Origin of the sequence: Flavobacterium zhairuonense, assembly GCF_004352915.1 — a bacterium.
Lineage (GTDB): Bacteria > Bacteroidota > Bacteroidia > Flavobacteriales > Flavobacteriaceae > Flavobacterium > Flavobacterium zhairuonense.
The window spans coordinates 1-21,390 of sequence record NZ_SJSY01000061.1; the positions used below are offsets into that span (position 1 = coordinate 1).

16 protein-coding genes are annotated in these 21,390 nt (G+C 34.8%); 13 read left to right on the top strand and 3 right to left on the bottom strand.

All coding sequences use genetic code 11. The features are described from left to right. The first annotated feature begins 19 nt into the window (after window positions 1-19). The 12 genes from EYY60_RS01875 to EYY60_RS01930 all read left to right on the top strand — a co-directional run bounded on the left by EYY60_RS01875 (window position 20) and on the right by EYY60_RS01930 (window position 17,364). Window positions 20-6,367: a T9SS type B sorting domain-containing protein gene (locus EYY60_RS01875; protein ID WP_208749443.1), complete on the top strand. Its 6,348-nt coding sequence runs from the start codon at window positions 20-22 to the stop codon at window positions 6,365-6,367. Window positions 6,368-6,410: 43 nt separating this feature from the next. Further along, window positions 6,411-7,385, top strand: a complete 975-nt coding sequence (locus EYY60_RS01880; RefSeq protein ID WP_235832270.1) for a PorP/SprF family type IX secretion system membrane protein — start codon at window positions 6,411-6,413, stop codon at window positions 7,383-7,385. A gap of 158 nt (window positions 7,386-7,543) precedes the next feature. Further along, window positions 7,544-8,635 carry a sensor histidine kinase gene (locus EYY60_RS01885; protein ID WP_132987712.1) on the top strand — a complete coding sequence of 364 codons (1,092 nt, stop codon included), beginning with the start codon at window positions 7,544-7,546 and terminating at the stop codon, window positions 8,633-8,635. Beyond that, window positions 8,632-9,321 (top strand): LytR/AlgR family response regulator transcription factor, encoded by a 690-nt coding sequence (locus tag EYY60_RS01890; RefSeq protein WP_132987713.1) that lies wholly within the window; start codon window positions 8,632-8,634, stop codon window positions 9,319-9,321. Before EYY60_RS01885 ends, EYY60_RS01890 begins: the two co-directional genes overlap by 4 nt. A gap of 168 nt (window positions 9,322-9,489) precedes the next feature. Next, window positions 9,490-10,236 (top strand): dioxygenase family protein, encoded by a 747-nt coding sequence (locus EYY60_RS01895; RefSeq protein ID WP_132987714.1) that lies wholly within the window; start codon window positions 9,490-9,492, stop codon window positions 10,234-10,236. An 18-nt stretch (window positions 10,237-10,254) separates the two neighbouring features. Continuing rightward, window positions 10,255-10,950 carry a pirin family protein gene (locus EYY60_RS01900; RefSeq protein WP_132987715.1) on the top strand — a complete coding sequence of 232 codons (696 nt, stop codon included), beginning with the start codon at window positions 10,255-10,257 and terminating at the stop codon, window positions 10,948-10,950. Between the two features lie 10 nt (window positions 10,951-10,960). Next, window positions 10,961-11,464 (top strand): hypothetical protein, encoded by a 504-nt coding sequence (locus EYY60_RS01905; protein ID WP_132987716.1) that lies wholly within the window; start codon window positions 10,961-10,963, stop codon window positions 11,462-11,464. 270 nt (window positions 11,465-11,734) lie between these two features. Beyond that, a complete protein-coding gene (locus EYY60_RS01910; RefSeq protein ID WP_026727362.1) occupies window positions 11,735-12,922 on the top strand; it encodes a phosphoglycerate kinase in 1,188 nt (395 codons plus the stop codon). A gap of 110 nt (window positions 12,923-13,032) precedes the next feature. Then, window positions 13,033-14,859, top strand: coding sequence for a LysM peptidoglycan-binding domain-containing protein (locus tag EYY60_RS01915; protein ID WP_132987717.1), 1,827 nt, complete (start codon window positions 13,033-13,035; stop codon window positions 14,857-14,859). A 45-nt stretch (window positions 14,860-14,904) separates the two neighbouring features. After that, the gene (locus EYY60_RS01920) at window positions 14,905-15,870 is read left to right on the top strand and encodes a DUF4837 family protein (protein ID WP_132987718.1); all 966 of its coding nucleotides are present in this window, start codon (window positions 14,905-14,907) and stop codon (window positions 15,868-15,870) included. A gap of 206 nt (window positions 15,871-16,076) precedes the next feature. Continuing rightward, the gene (locus EYY60_RS01925; protein WP_132987719.1) at window positions 16,077-16,724 is read left to right on the top strand and encodes a DUF1579 domain-containing protein; all 648 of its coding nucleotides are present in this window, start codon (window positions 16,077-16,079) and stop codon (window positions 16,722-16,724) included. A 193-nt stretch (window positions 16,725-16,917) separates the two neighbouring features. After that, window positions 16,918-17,364, top strand: a complete 447-nt coding sequence (locus EYY60_RS01930) for a GNAT family N-acetyltransferase (RefSeq protein ID WP_132987720.1) — start codon at window positions 16,918-16,920, stop codon at window positions 17,362-17,364. 146 nt (window positions 17,365-17,510) lie between these two features. On the opposite strand, the gene EYY60_RS01935 is transcribed toward EYY60_RS01930, so the two are convergent. The 3 genes from EYY60_RS01935 to rnpA all read right to left on the bottom strand — a co-directional run bounded on the left by EYY60_RS01935 (window position 17,511) and on the right by rnpA (window position 20,478). Next, entirely contained in the window at window positions 17,511-18,314 is an 804-nt protein-coding gene (locus EYY60_RS01935) for an OmpA family protein (RefSeq protein ID WP_132987721.1), read from the bottom strand. 7 nt (window positions 18,315-18,321) lie between these two features. Further along, window positions 18,322-19,959 carry a S41 family peptidase gene (locus EYY60_RS01940; protein ID WP_132987722.1) on the bottom strand — a complete coding sequence of 546 codons (1,638 nt, stop codon included), beginning with the start codon at window positions 19,957-19,959 and terminating at the stop codon, window positions 18,322-18,324. A 102-nt stretch (window positions 19,960-20,061) separates the two neighbouring features. Continuing rightward, entirely contained in the window at window positions 20,062-20,478 is a 417-nt protein-coding gene (gene rnpA, locus EYY60_RS01945; protein ID WP_132987723.1) for a ribonuclease P protein component, read from the bottom strand. A 125-nt stretch (window positions 20,479-20,603) separates the two neighbouring features. Between rnpA and EYY60_RS01950 the strand changes: the two genes are divergently transcribed. Continuing rightward, a complete protein-coding gene (locus EYY60_RS01950; protein WP_132987724.1) occupies window positions 20,604-21,344 on the top strand; it encodes a lysophospholipid acyltransferase family protein in 741 nt (246 codons plus the stop codon). Window positions 21,345-21,390 lie beyond the last annotated feature (46 nt).

Consider the following 21,390-nt stretch of genomic DNA (forward strand, 5'->3'; position numbering starts at 1 on the left):
GGACGCAAATGGCTGTTCAGTGACGATCACAAACGGAGTTAATGTTCCGGCATTGAATCCTCCAACGGATTTAACATTCGCAACAACAGTTGCGGTGATCTGCGGTGGTCAAGGAACAGTTGATATTACGAACCATGTTGGTGGTGTATTGCCTCTAGAATATGAGATTTTATCTCCTATAACAAGAGCGAAACAGCCAGGAACTACATTCGGTAATCTTGATCCGGGAACTTATGTATTCCAGGTTACAGATAATAATGGATGTACATATACAGAATCATATACAGTTGATCCAGTAATCAATATTACGGTTGCAGGTGAACTTGTTAAAAATGTTTCTTGTAATAGTGGCTCAGATGGTGTTATCAAGTTTACAGTAGGAAATAAAGCTGGCGGTTATACGGCTTCTTTAAATTCTCCTTTAGGAACTCTTACTCAAGTGGGTGATGTAGTTACTGTTACTAATTTACCAGCTGGTTCTTATACACTTACAGTTACTGACGCTATAACAACTTGTACTAATACAGCAACTGTTGTTGTTGATGCGCCTGCAGTTTTAGGATTAAATATAGTTTCTCAGACAGTAGCAAATTGTTACTTAGGCGCAGTGGTTACTGTTCAAGGAACTGGTGGGACTCCAGCTTATAAATATGCATTTGTTAAAGACGGAGTTACTCCGTTAGCTTCAGATTATTCAAGCAATAACTATGCAGTTTTAGCTTATGATGATTTAGGTTCAAATGATTGGGATGTATATGTTCAAGATGCGAATTTGATTTGTTCTTTTAAACGTGATATAACAATTACAAAAGACGATGCACCAACAATTAATCCTAATGCAACTGTGTATTGTTACACTGGCGGTCCAGTGGCAATTACAATTGATGGACATCAAGATTCAGATATCGTAGCTCCGCCAATGTTCAGTATTGGAAATGGTTATCAAGCTAGTCCTAACTTTACATTAAATGCGCCAGGAACTTACGACTTTTATATAAAAGATGGTAATGGTTGTGTGGCACATGAACAATATGTATTAAGACAAGAACTATTATTACAGGCAACTTTAGTACAAGATTTAAATTGTACTACTAATGATGCTACAATCACATTATTAGCAACTCAAGGAACAGGTGTTTATCCGACTTTCAAAGTTTCTAAAGATGGAGGCGCGTATACAACGGTTACTTCACCGTATCACCCAACTGTAGAAGGAACGTACACTTTCACAGTAAATGATGGTATATGTGAGGCGGTTTCTGTTCCAGTAGTGGTTACGAAGCTTACAGTGCCAATGTTCACGACGACAGCTGTAGATGTTTTATGTAATGGTGATTTAAACGGAAGTATTACGGTTACTGGATTAAATGGTGTTGCTCCTTATAAATATAGTATTGATGGAGGATTGACTTTTGGTAATTCTAATATTTTTGCAGGATTAGGCAAAGGAACTTATTCAATTGCTGTTATAGATGCAAAAGGTTGTCCATCATTGCCAGTAAATGTTGATATCGATGAGCCAGGCGTTTTAACTGCAACTAATGTTGTTACTCAGTTTGGTTGTGATGCTTCAAATAATGCTAAAGATGCAATTGTTACAATCAATGCAACTAACGGTACTTCACCATATAGCTATAGTTTTGATAATGGTGTAACTTTTGGAACTTCACCATCGCATGTAATAAATGCTGCTAGTACGGTTAACTATGTGGTAGTAGATATGAATGGCTGTAGAGTTTCTGGTTCAGCTACTGTTCCAGCTTACAACCCGCCAACGAATTTCAATATGACGGCTTCACCAATTTATTGTAATATTGCAGGTGGAGTTGCGACTTTGACTGTAAATTCAGTAACAGGAGGTGTTGCACCATACAATTATGCTATTATTCAGCCGGCGGCATCGGCAACTTCTAATACAAGTGGAAGTTTTGCTAACCTATTGCCAGGAACTTATGTAGTTAGAGTTACAGACAACAATGGTTGTAGCACTTTAAATACAATTGAAATTAAGAAAGCTAGCGAAATTAATGTTGAAGCTCAATTATTAAGTGATGTTTTATGTAATGGAGGAACAACAGGTTCAATCGCATTTACAGTAAGTAATTACATTACAGCTGGAAATTACGATTTTGCATTGTCTCCAAATAACGGAACATTTACTCAAACAGGAGATGTGATTACTTATACAGGATTAACAGCTGCAAATTATACGTTCACGGTTACAGATAGAACTTCTGGATGTACAGATAATGTGACTAACTTCTTAGTTAATCAGCCAACTACTCCATTAAGTTTTACAATGAGCGCGACAAACATTTCTTGTAATAATAAAAATGCAACTATTACAGTAACAGCTGCAGGCGGAACACCTGCTTACAGTTATGCTGCTGTAGTTAGCGGAAGTGGTACTCCAACAACGTTTACTACTGATAACAAATTAGTAGTTGATACGAATTTTGGAACTGCATGGGATGTTTATGTAAGAGATCTTAACGGATGTAATACTTTGGCACAAACTATAAACATTTTGACTGATGCGCTTCCAAGTGCAATCACTGCAAATGTTACGAGTCAATGTCCAAGCGCAACAGGAACTTATGAGATTGTTGTTTCTGCTACAGGAAAAGCGCCTCTAGAATATAGTATTGGTGGTGGATTCCAGTCAAGCCCATCATTCCAAGTAAATTCTTCAGGATCTTATGATGTAACGGTTAGAGATGGAAATGGATGTACGGTTACCGTTACTGGTGCAGTAAACATTCAAGGCGCTCTTGATTTACAATTAGATGTTCAGCAATTGCCAAGCTGTGATTTCCCTAATAGTGGCCGAATCGTAGCTAAAGCTACTGGAGGCTCTGGAAATTATAGATATACTTCAGGTGCTTATATTCCTGTAGTTGCTGGAACAACTGCATCATTCAACACCATGCCAGCAGGTTCTCATACAATAACTGTTGAGGATTTGACAACTGGATGTAAAGATGTTGTTACTGTTGAATTATCAGCACCAACAATTATTACAGGTCTGAGCTTAGAGAAAACAGATGTGAAATGTGCAGGTGGTTCTGATGGTTTAATCATTGTTAACTTGGCACCAAGTGCTCCAGGCGTAAATGATAACCCAATCTATAAATACACTTTAACAGGAACTACCACTGGTGGAGTTCCGGTGAGTATAGTTGGCCAAGAATCAAATGTTTTTGATAATCTTCAAGCAGGAGATTATACAGTGAGAGTAACTTCAGGAAGAGGTTGTAATGCTCAGGTAGATACAAGAATTAGCCAGCCGAGTGCGCTTGTAGTAAATGCTCCGACGGTTACACCTTTTGGATGTACTGCAGGAACAAACACAACAAATTTTGCAAGAATTACGGTTAATTCAGTTTCTGGTGGAACGGTTCCTTATATTCTTTATGAATTCAGTAAAAACGGAAAAGTGGTTCAAAGCAGCAGTTCAAATGTTTACGATGAAACAGATCTTGCTGGTGGATCTTACTCTGTAAGAGTGGTAGACAGCAATGGTTGTGATGCTACAACAACTGCTCCGATAACAATTGGATCTTTCATTACAATGACTGATTTAAATGTTAATGTGGTTGCTCCAATTACTTGTGTTACAAACGAAACTATTCAGGTTTCTGTAACAACGGCTGGCGGAACTCCTACAGGATTAGTTTATACAATTGCAGGTATAGATGGAACAGTTTTCAATCAGACAAATCCAACGGGATTATTCTCTGGATTGCCAATTGGAGGCTATGCAATTACTGTCTTCAACCCAACAACTGGATGTATAATTAAGGACTACCATTATGTGAATGATGCGAATACTTTTGAAATCAAAGTAACGCCAGTAAATGTTGAGTTATGTTATGGAGCTGCTGACGGAAGCGTTGATTTAACTTTTGTTGACAATATATTGAATCCTGGAAATGAAGCGGGTGCATTTACATATAGTATTGCAGGTCCGGTTCCAAGTTCTGGAACTTCATCAAATGCTGGGCCTGTTAGAATTTCAGGTTTAAGAGCGGGTCAATATACAGTAACCGCTAAGTTGGTTAACAGTCCAGAATGTACAGTTACAAATGTATTTACAATTGTTCAGCCTCAAAGTCAGTTAGTAGTGACTACAACTAAGTCTGAAATTACTTGTATTACTGGTAACAATGATGGCGAGATTTCTGCGTCAGCAACTGGTGGATGGGGTCCAAACTATCAATACGAGTTAGTAGGTCCTACAGTTCATATTGCATACTCTGATAAATTTGAGTTTAATGGTTTAGCAGCTGGAAATTATACGATTAATGTTAAAGATGAAAAAGGATGTATTGCTACAACTAACGTTCAGTTAGTAGTTCCTGCTCCTATAGTGGTTACAGCGAGTGCAAATGCCTCAATGTTATCATGTTTCGGAAGTAAAGATGGTGTAATTACAGTTAATCAGCCAACAGGCGGACAAGGAAGCAACTACATGTACACATTGAACATCGTATCTGCAAATCCAGTTATTGTTTCGGGACCACAATCAGGTAGAGTATTCTCTAACCTAAGCGCTGGAACTTATACAGTAACAGTTACTGATGGATATTCTTGTGAGGCAACTTCTGCAAATATTGTTATAAGTGAGCCTACTGAGGTGAAACCAGTTTTAGTGCTTTCAAGAGCGCAGACATGTCAAACATTATCTCAAATCACATTAAGTGCAGAAGGAGGAAATGCGCCTTACACTTATAGTACTTCTGCTAATTTTGCAACAGTTATTGGATCATTTACATCATCGGTATCATTTGATGTTCCTGTAGGTAAATATCAATACTATGTGAAAGATGCTAATGGATGTGTTGGATATATTTCTAATGAAATCAATATTGAACCATTAGTTCCTCTAACTCTTGATTTAGATGTTACAAACGCAGTAGTTAAATGTCAAGGAGAAACAACAGGAGTAATTGTTGCAAAAGCTATTGGAGGTCTCGGAAACTATAGATATACTTTGTTGAATAATGCAGGAACAGCAATTCGTCCAGCTCAGACGGAAGGAAGATTTGAAAATCTTGCAATTGGAACATACAGCGTGAAAGTTGATAGCCAAGATTGTACATTTACATCAAAAGCTATTATTATTACAGAACCAGCAACGCCGGTAACTGCGCAATTTAATGTAACAAATGTTTCTTGTTTCGGTGAAAACAATGGTAAATTGGAGGTTCTTGCTTCTGGTGGAACAGGAGTTATTAAATATGCGCTTTCTCCAGACTTGAATCAATTTGATGATGTTCACGTATTCGAGAAATTAGCACCTGGTAATTACCAAGTAATTGTTCAGGATGCAAACGGATGTTTCATTTTGCATGATTTCACAATCACGCAACCAGAATTATTAAGAGGAAAAGAAGTTCCAAACTCTATGATTCCAGAAGTTTGCGTTGGCGATAAAGATGGTGCATTTAGTGTTGAAATTTTAGGTGGTACTGCTCCGTACAAAGTAAGTCTTGACGTTGAAAAAGGACCATTTACTGACGGTGCTGCAGGTCAAACAATATTTGACTTTACTAACCTGACTGGCGGTAAACACACAGTTTACTTTACGGATGCGGCTGGATGTATGAACTATGTTGAGATTAACATGCCATTGCCGGTTGTTTTAGATCCAAAAGCAGAGATAAATTATGACTGTGTGGATAATCATGCTGCTAACAGAGTAACAATAACTGTGGATGCAAGTATCACAAACCCAGCTGATGTAGATTATAAACTTGACGGAACTGGTGCTTACCAAGCAAGTAATATTTTCACTAATGTTGCTCCAGGTAATCACTACGTTACAGCTAGACATACTAACGGATGTGAAGTTCCGACAGTGAGTTTCGAAATTAAAGCTGTTCAGCCATTAGCAATCTCTTTAGCTGCAGGCAAACCTGAAATGAACGTAATTTCAGTAACTGCTACAGGTGGAGCTCCAGCTTATGAATATAGTTTCAATGGAGAACCGTTTAGCTCTTCTACTAATTTCAAAATCTACAAATCTGGAGATTATGTGGTAGTCGTGAGAGATCAAAATGGTTGTACGGCGACTATTACGGTACCAGCGATATATGTTGATGTTTGCTTAGACAATTACTTTACGCCTAACGGAGATGGTGTTTATGATACTTGGGGACCTGGTTGTACAAATATTTACAACAATCTTGAATTCTCAATCTTCGACAGATACGGTCGTGTAATTGCTAAATATCACTATGGTCAAAAATGGGACGGAAGATACAATGGAGAAGAATTGCCTTCAGGTGATTACTGGTATGTTCTTAAACTAAATGACGAGAAAGATGCAAGAGAGTTTGTTGGACATTTCACATTATACAGATAACAAAATTTGAGCCCCAATGATGTTATCTAAAAAAATTATTACAATGAAAAAGTTTATTTTATCCCTAGTACTCATGGCTGTAACAACAAGTTACAGCCAAGAGTTAAACCTACCAGTGTTTACACAGTATTTAGCTGATAACCCGTTTGTGCTTTCGCCTGCTTATGCTGGTATTGGAGATAACCTTCGAATTAGAGCCAATGGTTTGACGCAATGGGTTGGTATTAAAGATGCGCCTGAAAACCAATCTTTATATGCCGATTTTAGAATCTTAGATCGTTCTGGGGTTGGAATTTCGCTTTACAATGATAAAAACGGATACACAAGACAAACTGGTGCCAAAGTTTCATTTGCGCATCACTTGATTTTGGATTATTATGCTAAAATGTATCTGTCTTTTGGTATTTCGTATAACTTCAACAGTTTCAGAATTGATATCGATGAGTTTAACAATACTATCGAGCATCCAATTCTTGATCCATCGGTAACAGATAATCGTTATACAGGAAACAATAACTTTGACCTTAGTGCATTGTATCGTTATAAGAACTTTTATTTGAGTTTCAATGCCAACAACGTTTTAAAGAAAAATGTAGATAAATACCGTGGAGTAGAGCCTAACTTGCTTTCAAACTATCAAGTTTACACAGGATATATATTTAACGACGGAGAAAATAGACGAATCGAATACGAACCATCTGTATTCTTTCAATACTTTGCTAGTGATAAACGTTCTACTACCGATTTCAACTTCAAGTACAGACGTTACAATCGTTATGAAGATTACTATTGGGTTGGAGTTTCGTATCGTATGTTGAATGACCAGTTTCCAAAACCATTATCAGTTGGGCCAATGGCAGGTTTCATGAAATCTAGATTTTACTTTGGATATTCGTACCAAGTCATGTTCAACGATCTTGGAAATTACAATACGGGTACTCACGTAGTAACTATAGGTTTTGATTTCTTGCAGGCTATCAGTAACTGTCCTTGTACGCAGAGTCCGGTTCACGATTAAGAAGAACAAAACCATTTCTTAGGCTAAATAAGCCATTATTACAAAGCGAGTCGCAACATTATGTGTTTTTACCGCAATAATTTGAAATAAACTTACAATAACATTAAATTTGAATAGTATCACTTTGCATCGTCAAAATGATAAATCAAATTTGATTTATGAAAGCAAAATTTTCACTTTATGCGAAACACATTGTTTTGTGCCTCGCTTTTCTTTTTTTGCCGTATGCCTTTACATCGACAAATACCATTTTCTCGTTGCCGCATTTATACACAAACGCGCACGATCGTATTTACTTTTTCATCTATTTTACACTGCTTTGCTTTTTCTATTTTAACTATTACTACTTAATTCCGAAATTCTATTTTTCCGAAAAGAAGTTCATATATTATTCCATCATTATTGGATTTCTTTTGTTTTTTCTTTGGATATCAACCACTTTAGATCATCCTGCCCGAAATTTTTTAGATTTTAGAAATCCTCCAGAACATTTTGAACACAATCCCGGAATATTTCCAGAACAATTTCCTCCGCCTCCTTCTTTTTTAAAAGAAGAACCTTTTGATTTTGTAGGCGGTCCGCCAACGCAATATGGACACACCGCTTTGGTTTATTTGATCGGAGTAATATCTAGTTTGCTTTTTGCTATAAGTGGAAGACTGCAGAGTGTGGAAAAAGAAAAAGTAAAATCGGAGTTGGCTTTCTTGAAAGCACAAATCAATCCTCATTTCTTATTCAATACTTTGAACAGCATTTATGCCTTGGCTTTAAAAAAAGATGATAAGACGCCCGATGCCGTTGTGCAGCTTTCAGAATTAATGCGTTACATCATGACCAATTCAAATGATGAAGTTATTGACTTGACCAAAGAAATAAACTACATCAATAACTTTATCTCTTTGCAAAAAACACGATTAGGAAATACCGTTTTAGTAGATTATAAAGTTGATGGAAATACTTTTGGAAAACAAATCACACCGCTTATTTTAATATCTTTTATCGAAAATGCATTCAAATATGGTGTAAATCCAGATCAAACTTCTGAAATTTGTATTCGTATTGATATTATCGAAGAACAGCTGACGTTATTTGTTTCTAATAAAAAGACTTTTTCAGTTCAATCAGAATCTGGAATTGGACTTCAGAATACTATCGAAAGACTAAAATTGGTTTATCCAAACAAACATCAGCTCAAAATAGAAGATACGCTTGAAAAGTATGTTGTCAATTTATCTATTAAACTAGGATGATTAAAGCAATTGCATTAGATGATGAGCCATTGGCATTAGAAATTCTTCAGAGTTTATGCGAGACAATTGATTACATAGAACTGGAAAAGGTTTTTACGAAATCGGACGAAGCGCTTAAATATCTTAAGAAATACCCAGTCGATTTGTTGTTTTTGGATATCAACATGCCGTCGATTTCTGGTTTGGATTTTTACAAAAAGCTCCCAAACAAAACGATGGTTATTTTTACCACTGCTTATTCTGAATTTGCTGTTGAAGGTTTTACGCTCAGTGCGACCGATTATCTTTTAAAACCCATTTCGCTTTCTCGTTTTCAGCAAGCCGCCGAAAAAGCTTTTTCACAATGGAAACAGCAGAATCAAAACATTGAACAACAATATCTTTTTATCCGCGCCGATTACAGTTTGATAAAAATCTTGTTTTCGGATATTTTATATATCGAAGGTTTAGACGATTACGTTAAAATTCATATTCAAAATCAAAAAACCGTTGTGGCTAGAATGACGCTGAAATCGATGCTTCAAAAATTGCCAGAAACTGAATTTATTAGGGTTCATCGCTCGTTTATCATTCCGATTTCTAAAGTTGAAAAGATCAGAAACAAAGTAATTTTTATAGATGTCGCCGAAATTCCTATCAGCGCCAGTTATGAAGAAGCTTTTTTTGCGCTTTTGGACAAGAAATAAAGAAAGCTTATCCGACTTATTTTTACTACAAAAAATAAAAAATTCGCTGTTCACCTCATAAATTTTATCGTTTACCTCAAACTTTTTCCAACGCTTTAATTTCGAATAATTTTACTCGAAAATAACTGTTAATCATTCCATTGGTATAACATTTAAAAAATAAAAGCAATGAAAAGAAAAGAGTTTTTAAGAGGTTTGGGTTTAATGGGAATTTCATCTTTGGCAATTCCTATTATTAACTCATGCAGTAAAGATGATGTTTCGACTGATTCTTCGACCAATACAGATTCATCTTCTGGTTCAGGTTCATCTTCAAGCGATTGTTCGGTAACTCCATCTGAAACTGCTGGACCATTTCCAACTATTACGCCTTCGTCATTAGTAAAATCTAATATTACAATGGATCGAACAGGTGTTGCATTTACAATCAAAATCACGATTAAGAATACAAATGCAAGTTGCGTAGCTTTAAAAAATGCCATTGTAGATATTTGGCATTGTGACAAAGATGGATATTATTCTGAATATGGCGGTACTTCCATGCAGTCTGTAAATTATACTTCGGTTCACTTTTTAAGAGGAAGACAAACCACAGACGAAAACGGATTGGTAACATTTACTTCTATTTTTCCAGGTTGGTATTCTGGTCGAGCAACTCATATTCACGTACATATTTACAATGCCAGCGGAACATCTTTGTTGGTAACTCAAATTGCTTTTCCAGAAGGTTCAAACAGTGCGGTTGCCTTAGTAAACGCATCAACAGCAAATGGCTATACGAAGGGATTGACTGGTTACACCTATAATGCGTCTGATAATGTGTTTTCGGATTCTACTGCAAAAGAAATGTCAACTATAACTGGAAGTGTAAGTGAAGGTTTTGTTTTAACGCACACGATAAACGTTGCAGGTTAATGTTTAAAACGAATAAAAATGATAACGCAAATTCCAGCTCAAATTTATAAGTCAGATGCGCGAGGTGTTTTCAATTCGGCGAAACACAATCGTTACGCAACTTTTAATTTTGAACGTTACCAAGATTTATCCAAAAACGGATTCGGATCTTTAAAAATCTTAAACGAAGTGATATTGGCTCCGCAAGAGCGTATTGCTCGATTTATTACTTCGAATACCAATATGATTATTTTGCCATTATTTGGCGGAATTGAATACAAGGATACCATTGGAAATGAGGAGTTTTTGCGTGTTGATCAAATTAGGGTCATTGCAGCAGATGACGATTTAGAAGTGGAGATTTTCAATCCTTATGAAGAAGAAAATGTCAGCTATCTTGAAATTGATTTTCAAATGGGGCCACAATATTTCAAGAACTATTTCCAGCAATATAAATTTGATTTTAAAGCACATAACAAGCTGAATAATTTATTCGAAATTGAAAGAGCCATTGGTTTCATTGGAATTTATGACGGAAGAAAAGAAGGTTTTTATGCTTTGAAAAATGCAGAAAATGGTGTTTTTGTGTTTGTGATTCATGGTGCTTTCGAAGTTGAAAACCGACTTTTAGAAGCTAAAGATGGATTAGGAATTAAAAAAACTTCAACCATCGAATGGGAAGCTTTGTCTGAAAATGCGATTCTGCTTGTAATTGAGGTGCCTCTGGATCTTTAAAATTGGTAAAATGGAAATTAAAAAGATAAAATTGGCGTACCGAATTGTAATTGACAGTTCTTCGAATTTTTTGTGGGACAAATATGTTTTTGAAGATACTTTCAAAGAATATCAAATGCAGAGCCAGCAATTCAATTCAGATGCAAATCCAAAAAATACCTTTCGAGAATTATTGGCTGAAAATGAAAAAGCAGAGAAATTGCATTTTTTAGTCGGAATTGCTGCGAGCGGTTATGTGGAGCAATTGAAAGGAAAATTTCATCGCGTTGCTGATACTTTGGGCAATAATTATTTTCCGTTTATTAATTATCAGCTTGATATTATAAATACAGATCGTACAGATGTATCAAAACACAAAATCGGAATTACATTTTATTCGCCTTTGTTGTCGTATTTCGGAATTGTCGAAGGAAATTATCTTATATCAATGAATAGTGATGATAGAAATGAATATGAAACGATTATGTTTCCTGTTCAAAAGAATTTATCGATATGTTATATAAAAAATAATTAGTGAGCTTTAGTTTCGAAAAAAACAGAAATTATTCGTTTCATTTTTTGCCTTTTCTGTCGGTCTGCAAGACAGGAAAGGTTTTTTTATGATTAAGAAGATATGAAATTTGTATTTAAAATTGTGTTTAATATTTAATAAACCAATTTATTTGTGAAATTATAACGTTTTCGTTCTTTTAATTATCTATTTTTTGGTTTATCCGAATTTATTAGTACTGTAAAAGTCCTATATTTGTTGTTCTTTCGAAAAAAAACCTAAAAAATAATAAAAATGAAAACTTTAAACGATTTCGATTTTAAAAATAAAAAAGCCATTATTCGTGTTGATTTTAATGTCCCTTTAGATGAAAATTTCAATGTAACTGATGCAACACGTATTGAAGCGGCTAAACCTACAATTGATGCTATTTTGGCACAAGGTGGAAGTGTGATTTTGATGTCGCACTTAGGAAGACCAAAAGGTGCTGAAGAAAAATATTCATTAAAACATATTTTAAAAACAGCTTCGGAAATTTTAGGAGTTCAAGTAAAATTTGCTGAAAACTGTGTTGGAGAAGTGGCTCAAAATGCAGCGGCAGCTTTAAAACCGGGAGAAGTTTTATTATTGGAAAATTTACGTTTTCACGCTGAAGAAGAAGCTGGAGATGTTGCTTTTGCTAAAGAATTGGCTTCACTTGGAGATATTTATGTAAACGATGCTTTTGGAACAGCTCACAGAGCACACGCTTCGACTACAATTATTGCTCAATTTTTCCCAAATGACAAATGTTTCGGAACATTATTAGCAAAAGAAATAGACAGTTTAAATAAAGTATTGAAAAACAGTGAAAAACCTGTTACTGCAGTTCTTGGAGGTTCTAAAGTTTCTTCAAAAATTACAGTTATCGAAAATATCTTAGACAAAGTTGATCATATGATTATTGGTGGAGGTATGACTTTTACTTTCATCAAAGCGCAAGGCGGAAAAATTGGTGAATCGATCTGCGAAGATGATAAATTGCAATTGGCTCTTGATATTTTAAAAGCTGCTAAAGAAAAAGGTGTTCAAGTTCATATTCCAGTTGATGTAGTTGCAGCAGATGATTTCTCAAACAGCGCAAATACACAAGTTGTTGATGTAACTGCAATCCCAGACGGATGGCAAGGTCTTGACGCTGGCCCAAAATCTTTAGAGAATTTCAAAAAAGTAATTTTAGATTCTAAAACAATCTTATGGAATGGTCCATTAGGAGTTTTTGAAATGGAAACTTTCTCAAAAGGAACTATTGCTTTAGGTGATTTTATTGCTGAGTCTACTAAAAATGGTGCATTTTCATTAGTTGGAGGTGGAGATTCAGTTGCGGCGGTAAAACAATTTGGTCTAGAAGACAAAATGAGTTACGTTTCAACTGGAGGAGGAGCTATGTTAGAGATGCTTGAGGGCAAAGTTTTACCTGGAATTGCTGCAATTTTAGACTAAAATATCACAATTAACATTTTTTTGCGTATTTTTAAACACTAAACTTTTTAGTTTTGCAAAAATACATGTCTTATAAATATTTGATTTATAAGATTTTAAAAAAATGTTATATGATTGTAAGGAAAATATCAATAGTAGCTACAGCTCTCTTTTCAATGACGATGTTTGCGCAACAAAGTGCATCTTCAGAAGTTGAAATTAAACCTGAGGTAAAATTATCATACTTAGATTCGGTTAAAAGTACATTCAAGCAAAATGACATGGCTGCAAAAGCAGACAGTCTTTGGATGAAGGAATTAACAAGTTTAGATATTTATGATGATTTGACGAAAGATATTCAAACGATCAATTCAGATGTTACTGTTGATGAAGAGTTGCCTACAGATTTGCTGAAACAGCGACTGCAGGCGATGAATGAAAAATCTCCGTTTCATATTGAATACAATCAAGGTTTAGAAAATTTAATAAAGTCATTTCTCAAGAATCGTAAAAAATCGTTTTCTCGATTAATGGCTTTATCCGAATATTACTTCCCAATTTTTGAGGAATCATTTGCAAAGAACAATGTTCCTTTAGAAATCAAATATTTAGCCGTTGTAGAATCTGCTTTAAATCCTAAAGCAGTTTCTAAAATGGGCGCTACAGGACTTTGGCAGTTCATGTACGGAACTGGAAAACAGTATGCTTTAAAAATCGATTCTTATATTGATGAGCGTAGCGACCCAATGAAAGCAACAGCTGCAGCAAGTGAATATATGACCAAAATGTTTGAAGTCTTTGGTGACTGGGAGCTTGTTTTGGCCTCGTACAATTCAGGACCTGGAAATGTTACAAAAGCGATTCGTCGTTCTGGTGGACAATCAAAATACTGGGACATTCGTAGTAATCTTCCAAAAGAGACTCAAGGTTATGTGCCTGCTTTTTATGCTACAATGTATCTTTTTGAATACCATAAAGAACACGGAATCAACCCAGAAAGAGCTGTTGTCAAAAACTTTGAAACAGATACCTTAAACATTAAAAAAGAAATGACATTCAAACAAATTGCTGATTTGCTTGATATGCCTCAATCTCAAATTCAGCTTTTGAATCCTTCTTATAAACTGAATGTGGTTCCTTATTATCAAGGAGAACAGCATTGTCTGCGTTTGCCGAAAGATAAAATCGCCACTTTTGTTTCAAATGAAAAACAGATTTATGCCTATGTTGATCATATGTCAACAATTCGCACATTACCAGCAAAGTTGGCTGTAAAAGTTGCGCCTAAAGTAAAAGCGCAACCAGAAAAGATCAATTCGGATTTCCAAATGTATGAAGTTCAGAAAGGTGATAATTTAGGTGCGATTGCAGAAAAATACGATGTAAATATTACCGATTTAAAGAAATGGAATAACTTAAAATCAAATAATGTTGCATTAGGCAGAACTTTAAAAATCAAGTCGGATGTTGATCCTTCTAAAATTTCAAAAGATGCAAAAGCGCTTCCAGCTGTAGAGAAAAAATCAGAAGAAGCTATCGCAGCTGCTGATGATAAAGAAAAAACAGCACTTCCTCAAGAATATGTTGTGGCAGCTGGAGATAATTTAGGGAGCGTTGCGAAAAAATTCGGTATGACTATTGCGGAGTTAAAAGAACTTAATGGTCTTACTTCAAACAATATTGGTATAGGAAAAACATTAGTGATTTCTAAAGAAGTTCCAGTAATTGAAGAAACTGCAAACGTAAATACAGCAATTGCTTCGAATGCATCAGTTGATTCGTTCAAGAAAAGCGCTGTGTCTAAAAAAGTTAGCGAAGATTATTACGTGAAAAAAGGAGATTCTCTTTATAGCATTTCTAAAAAATATCCTGGAGTTACGATTTCAGATATTAAAAAATGGAATGGTATTAAAGATGGAGATATTAAACCGGGAATGAAACTCAAAATAAACGGATAATAAAAAAATCATCTAAATTTGGGTTTTATTTCATAAATTAAAAAAATGAATAAAACCCTTTTTTTATTTCTAATAGTTCCGTTTTTATTGGTTTCATGCCTAAAAACAGATAAACAGACTCAACCTGTTTCAGGTAAAGCCAACACGATTTCTGTTATCATCGACGATCAGTTGTGGTACGGTGAAGTTGGTGATACCATCAGAAATAAATTTGCTTCGCCAGTTTGGGGATTGACCCAAGAAGAACCGCTTTTTACAATCAATCAATACCCTGCTCGCTTGCTTGAAGGCTTTGTTACGGACAGCAGAAGCATAATTGTTGTAAAAAAAGCGGCAACTGATAAGTTCGAAATTATCAGAAGTAAAAAACTTCCTCACAATACTTTTCGTATTTATGGAAAATCTGTTGATGATATCATTTGCAGTATTGAACTCAATTCGGCTCAAATGATTAAAATCATTCATGAAGCAGAAATTCAAAAAATTCAAGAGGATAACAGAAAATCCTTAATGAATCAGACAATTATCAAAAACAAGTTTCACGCAACGCTTGAAATTCCTATTGGTTATGAATATATGCTTCATAAAAAGAATTTTATTTGGCTTAAAAAAAATATTATCAGCGGCAATACTAGTTTGCTGATTTACCAGATCCCGCTTCATTCTTTCAAAAAATCAAATGTTGTCGCCGATATTATCAAAATGAGAGATTCTGTTGGCACATACATCAAGGGCAGAGAACCCAAAACCCGAATGATAACAGGAGAAGCATATGCGCCTTATTTTACCACAATGGAATTAGATGGCAAAAAGGCGTATGAAACAAAAGGAACTTGGGAAATGAGAAATGATTTTATGGCCGGACCTTTCATTAATTATGCGATCATAGATGAAAAGTATAGCCGTATTTTAGTGATTGAAGGCTTTTGCTATTCGCCTTCAAATCAAGAGCGTGATTTAATGCTCGATCTTGAAGCAATTATTAAATCAGTGAAGATTGATAAAAAATAGGTTTTTGCCATTTTTTAACCGCAAGGTTCGCAAAGAATTACACCAAGCACACCAATTTTTATAAAAGCGCAGATTAAAAGGCATTTGCGATCCTTACGTAATTCTTTGCGAACTTTGCGGCTAAGGCTCAAACCTGAAACTAAAAACAAGAAACTTCAAAACATTTTTCTTAAATTTGTTTGTAACAAACGTAAAAACAAATACTTATGAAAAATGTAACCGGAATATTAGTAGTATTGTTGTTGAGTTTTATTTCTTGTAAAAAAGAAGTCAAAACCGAAACTGTTGAAGCAAAAGATGTAGATAGTATTAAAACCGAAGAACCAGTTGCCGAAACTGAAGCGCCTGTAGATTCTGCAACTGCAACAAAGGCTTGGCAGGCATATGCAACTCCGGGCGAGCCACATAAAATTATGGCTGATGAAGTTGGAACATGGACTTGCGAGATGACCTTTTGGTATGAACCAAATGGTAAACCAGAAAAAGCAACTTCAATAGCAACCGTAAAAATGCTTTTCGGTGGGCGTTATCAAGAAACAGATTATAAAGGGACTATTATGGGAGCTCCTTTTGAAGGAAAGGGTACGCTAGCATATAATAATGCCACTAAAGAATTTACGAATACTTTTATTGACAATATGGGAACCGGAATGATGGTGGCCTTTGGTAAATATGACGAAAGTACAAAAACAATCGAATTAAAGGGTGAAACTGTAGATCCAGTTAAAGGGAAAAAAACGCCTTATCGTGAAGTTTATACTATTGTTGATCCGACAACTAGAAAATTCGAAATGTACGATATGAAAAATGGTACAGAATATAAAAGCATGGAAATTATTTCGAAAAAGAAATAGTTTTTAAAGAGTTACAAAGATACAGAGTAAGAAAGCAACAAAGTTTTTCCTGACACTCTGAAAAGTTGAAACTGGAGTTTCTATAAACTAAATCGCCCGATTCCAATTTGTAATCGGGCTTTTTATTGAAATCAATATTATTAGCAAAAAATATAAAGTTAACTTTGCGACTTTGTGGCAAAACTTTAGCAGAATGGAACTAAAATGGAAAATAAAGCCTTTTGAGGCGTTAACGGTTAATGAGCTATATGATTTGCTCAAATTAAGAAGCGAGATCTTTGTAGTGGAGCAAAATTGCGTTTATTTGGATCTTGACGGAAAAGATAAAAAAGCGTTGCACCTTATGGGCGAACTTGACGGCAGAATTGTCGCTTATTCTCGTTTATTCGATGCCGGAATCAGTTTTGATAATGCTTCTATCGGAAGAGTAATTGTCGATGCTAATTACAGAGATAAAAAGTTCGGACACGATTTAATGCGAAAAGCCATTGCTGAAATAAAGTCTAATTTCGATAAAGATAAAATTACAATTGGTGCTCAATTGTATTTAAAGAAATTCTACGAAAGCCACGGTTTTGTGCAAACAAGCGAAATGTATCTTGAGGATGATATCGAACATATAGAGATGATTCGCGGGTAAAAAACAAAAACGCAACAATGTTGCATGGTTGAAATTTGGTTTTTCTTATTTTTTATAATTATCTAAAAAACAATTTAATAATAGTTTTTTTTAAAGTATAACTTTAATATTAAAAATATATTTTTAGTTTAGTTGAATAGAATTTTTTAAATCTTAGTAATCAAAAACTCGACTCTGCGGTCATATTTATCTCCTTTTCCTAAAGGATATTTATTGCCACAACCTTGATAAGTCATTCTGTTTTTAGAAACTTTTTTAGAGCTTAGATAATTAAAAACGGTTTTGGCACGATTCCATGAAAGTCTTCTTTCTTTGGTAGCCTTGTCAATTCCGTCGCTGTAGATTTCGGGAGTACAGCAAACGTGGCCTCTTATTTCAAATTGGATATTTCTTTGTTTTTGAAGTTTTTCAGCGATTTTGTCAAGTTCTTTTTGAGAAGATGAGGTTAATTTTGAACTTCCAATTTCAAACAAAATACTTTCTAAATATATTTTGTCGCCTACTTTTAGATTGTCTTTGAAAGAAGTGTAAACTCCTTTTCCAAAACTATTCCGTTTTACTACGATCAAGTCAACCCGCCGATTCCGGGAACGCGTTTCGTGCAGGTTTTCAACAGTGTCAGGCCGGACTATAATTCGGCCTTTTCCTTCTAGAATAACAATTTTGCTTTGATTAAATCCTGTAGCGATCAATAAATTCTGAATCGTATTGGCACGATTGCTCGATAATCTATAATTATATTCGTCGTTACCGCGATCATCGCAGTATCCATAAATTTGAATTGATTCGACTTTTGCCGTATCAATACTTTTGATGAAATTAGTTACAACTTCGGTTTGTAGAGGAGTTAGATCATATTTGTCAAACTCAAAATAAATGGTTTCGATAGGTTTTTGCTGTGCCGATAAATTGTAAATAATAAACAGAAATAGGGCTAAACAAAGTTTCATTTCATTTTTACATTTTTAAAATCGTTTTGTACTCAGTTTGATTATTTAAAACGCTCACTGCTTTTTTAATTTCTGAATTGTTTTTAAGATAAAATTGATATAAACCTTCTTGATATTGGTACCTTTTAATAAGCTCTTCTTGAATCAAACCTCTAATTTCTTTTTGATTTTTGTCCAGCAAAGTCGTTTCGCTTTTTTCTAAAGCGGCTAGTAATTGTTGATATTCTGGTGCAATTGTCTCTTCTATTTTTTCATTTTTGGCTGCAGTCAAAGTGTTTTTAAGAGCAACTTCGGTTTCAGTATCAAAACTAATTTTATTGGTTTTCAAATATTGTTTGAATGCGGTGTAATCAGCATCAGTCAAAACAGGAATTTTATCTCCAAGATTTGGGTTTTTGTAATAATATGTTGTTGCATAATCAAAAATACCATCGTTTTTTAATAAAGCAGTTGTAATCGGGCTCATTTTGGTTTCATCCAATTCAATATCTGGTAAAACGCCACCGCCATCATAAACAGTTCTTCCTTTTCTAGTTTTAAAAGCGTTGAAGTTTTTAGCTTCTGTTTTTTGGGCAACACCGTTTTTGTCTTTATGTGCATAATCTAGAGCCTGAATGCAACGTCCAGATGGAGTGTAATAACGAGAAATGGTAACTTTCAATTGCGTTCCGTAAGTCAAATCGACAGAACGTTGTACCAATCCTTTTCCGAAACTTCTGCTTCCTAAAATAACCGCGCGATCTAAATCCTGCAAAGCACCAGAAACAATTTCTGAAGCAGAGGCACTTCGGCCGTTAACTAAAATTGCCAAAGGAATTTCGGTGTCAACGGGTTCTTTTGTCGTTTTATATGTATTATTGTGTTTTTCGATCCTCGATTTTGTCGTCACAATGACTTCATTTTTCGGAACAAATAAATTACAGATGTCTATCGCTTCATTTAAAAGTCCGCCTGGATTTCCTCTTAAGTCCAATACAATTTGGGTCGCCCCGTCGGCTTTTAATTTTTCAAGAGCGTCTTTAACTTCGGCGGCTGCTTTTCTGCTAAAGTGCGAAAGAACGATATAACCTGTTTTATCGTCAATTTTTCCATAAAATGGAACCGATTTGATATCAACTTCGTCCAAAACTAATTCTGTAGTATTGGTTTTTCCTTGGCGAATGTATTTAATCTGAATTTTGGTGTTTTTTGTTCCCTTCATCAATTGTGAAGCATCATCTTTATAATCAGCAATCAAAACATCGCCAATCTGAATAATTTCGTCACCTGCTTTTAGTCCGGCTTTGTCGGCTGGATAACCTTTGTAAGGTTCACGAACAATTAAGCGATCTTTTTTTCTTGCAATCAAAGCACCAATTCCAGTGTATTCACCTGTATTGTTGATTTTGAAGTTGACAACATCTTGCTCATTGAAGTAAACGGTGTATGGATCCAAACTTCCAAGCATACTTTTAATGGCTTTATCCATCAAATCGCCGGGATTGGTTTCGTCCACATAATTTGTATTTACTGCTTTGAATAAAGTCGTAAAGATTTCGATTTGTTTAGCAATTTCAAAAAAGTCTTCTTTGAAACTGGTTCCAACAAATAAAAGCCCTGCCGCAACGGTCGGTATAATGAATCTCTTTTTGAAATATGGATACATAATCGTGAATTATCTTAATTATAAAGTACTAAAATAAGAATAAATCATCAATTACGATTATTCGGACAGACTAATCTCAATTGGGTATTTCAAACTAATTGATTATAAAGGGTTCTGTGATTCTGGTTTGTTTTCAGAATCTTCAGTTTTATTAACTTGAAGTAAAAATTTCTCAAACAATTGAATCGTTTTGGTATTGATTTCCTGATACGATAGTTTGTCTTTTGTCTGATAAAAAAACATGATAGAATAAGGCTCGTTTAAATTATCCAAAAGCAAATGTTTGTTTAATCGATAAGTTTCTCTAAGAACTCTTTTGAAATAATTTCGGTCAACGGCTTTTTTGAAATATTTCTTGGAAACTGAAACGCCAAGTTTTATTTTTTCTTCTGAATTTTCTTCCGCTTGACGGTAAACCAAACGAAGCGGATATTTTGACACCGATTTTCCTTCAGAAAACAGTAATCCAATCGTCGTTTTGCTTTTTAAGCGTTCATTTTTAGGGTATGTGAAGTTCATTTAGCTCAGAAAAAATTTGCAAATTCTGAGGCAAAGGTACAATTAAACAAGAAAAACAGTTATTGTTTTCAATTTTTATAAGGCTAAAAATATATTTACTACTTTTGGCAATTAATTTTTCAGGCATGCAAAAGATAATTTCGTACCCAATATCTGTTATTTACTACTTATGTTTTGGATTGTGTTTGGTGGTTTTTCATCCAATACAATGGATTTGCTTAAATGTTTTTGGATATCAAGCCCACAAAAAAAGTGTGGATTATTTGAACTTTTTCCTTTTAAGATGCACAAATCTTGTTGGAACAACGTATAAAGTTACAGGAGTAGAGGATATTCCGACTGGAGTTCCAATTATTTTTGTTGCCAATCATCAAAGCATGTACGATATCGTTACAATGATTTGGTACTTTAGACGTTTTCATTGTAAATTTGTAAGTAAGAAAGAGTTAGGAAGCGGAATCCCAAGTGTTTCTTTCAATTTGAAATACGGAGGATCAGTGCTTATTGACCGAAAAGACCCTAAACAAGCAATTCCCGTAATTAAAGGCTTGTCTGAATATATCGAAAAAAATACCAGATCTGCTGTGATTTTTCCAGAAGGAACACGCAGTAAAACAGGAAAACCTAAAGAATTTGCGCAAAGCGGTTTAAAAATTTTATGCAAATATGCGCCATCTGCGTATGTTGTACCGGTTAGCATCAACAATTCTTGGAAAATGGTTCGTTATGGAATGTTTCCTGTTGGTTTAGGAAATCATTTGACTTTTACCGCACACAAAGCAATGGCTGTAAAAGATTATGATTTTGCAGAATTGATGGCTTTAACAGAAAAAGCTGTAGTAGAAGGAGTAAACGAGTATAAATAGATTTTTGTTTTCAGCGAAAATGCTGAAACTTAAATCCCAAATCAAA